Source organism: Thalassolituus sp. UBA6592, from assembly GCF_002433655.1.
GTDB lineage: Bacteria > Pseudomonadota > Gammaproteobacteria > Pseudomonadales > Oceanobacteraceae > Venatoribacter.
In genome coordinates, this window is the sequence record NZ_DJIO01000099.1 from 1 (window position 1) to 1,391 (window position 1,391).

General features: G+C 51.9%; 2 protein-coding genes. Both read left to right on the plus strand.

Translation table 11 applies throughout. The features are described 5' to 3' along the window. Positions 1 to 248 (plus strand): Rnf-Nqr domain containing protein (locus B2Z72_RS09370; protein ID WP_297004650.1); only part of this gene is annotated, 248 nt, incomplete at its 5' end. 40 nt (positions 249 to 288) lie between these two features. Further along, a partial coding sequence (gene nqrF / locus B2Z72_RS09375) for an NADH:ubiquinone reductase (Na(+)-transporting) subunit F (protein ID WP_414716701.1) occupies positions 289 to 1,391 on the plus strand: 1,103 nt, incomplete at its 3' end.

The window sequence follows — 1,391 nt, forward strand, 5'->3', positions numbered from 1 at the left end:
CCGTGAACTGCGCCATCATGGGTGGTTCTCTGTTTATGGTGGAACGTGATTACAACTTCGCAGAAAGTACCGTATACGGTCTGGGTTCCGGTCTTGGCTGGGCTCTGGCGATTACCGCTCTGGCCGGTATCCGCGAAAAACTGCGTTACAGCGACGTTCCGGCAGGACTGCAGGGTCTGGGCATCACTTTCATGACCGTAGGTCTGATGTCTCTGGGCTTTATGTCCTTCTCTGGCGTGCAACTGTAAGGAGTAGGCTGTGGAACTGGAAATTATTCTTGGCGTTGTGATGTTTACCGTGATCGTACTGGCACTGGTATTCATCATTCTCGGCGCCCGTGCCAAGCTGGTAAGCTCTGGTAACGTAAAAATTATGATCAACGGCGAACGTGAAGTTGAAACGGAAGCCGGCGGCAAACTGCTGCAGACACTGGCAGCAAACAATATCTTCCTGTCATCTGCCTGTGGTGGTGGTGGTACCTGTGCCCAGTGTAAGTGTGTGGTGAAAAGCGGTGGTGGCGAAATGCTGCCAACCGAAGCCTCTCACTTCACTAAAGGTGAAGCCCGTGAAGGCTGGCGTCTGTCCTGTCAGACTCCGGTTAAGCAGGATATGGATGTAGAAGTTCCGGAAGAAGTCTTCGGTGTTAAGAAGTGGGAGACCACGGTTGTTTCTAACCCGAACATGGCAACTTTCATTAAGGAACTGACACTGGCTCTGCCGGAAGGCGAGCACGTGAACTTCCGCGCCGGTGGTTATGTACAGCTGGAATGTCCTCCTTACGAAATCAACTACTCCGACTTCGATATCGAAGAAGAGTATCGCGGTGACTGGGAGAAATACGGCTTCTTCGACATTAAGGCAGTTAACAAAGAGACCACCATCCGTGCGTACTCTATGGCTAACTATCCGGAAGAGAAGGGTGTGGTTAAGTTCAATATCCGTATTGCAACGCCACCACCGGGCTCCAAAGGCATTCCTGCCGGTATCATGTCGTCTTACGTGTTCAACCTGAAGCCAGGCGACAAGGTCACTGTGTACGGTCCATTTGGTGAGTTCTTCGCCAAAGACACGGATGCTGAGATGATCTTCATCGGTGGTGGTGCGGGTATGGCGCCAATGCGTTCCCACATCTTCGACCAGCTGAAGCGCCTGAAGTCCAAGCGTAAGATCAGCTTCTGGTACGGTGCACGCTCGCTGCGTGAACTCTTCTATCAGGATGAATACGATCAGCTTGCCGAAGAGAACGACAACTTCGAATGGCACGTTGCTATGTCTGACCCTCAGCCAGAAGATAACTGGGAAGGTCTGACCGGCTTCATCCATAACGTACTGTATGAAGAGTACCTGAAGGATCACCCGGCACCGGAAGATTGCGAGTTCTACATGTGTGG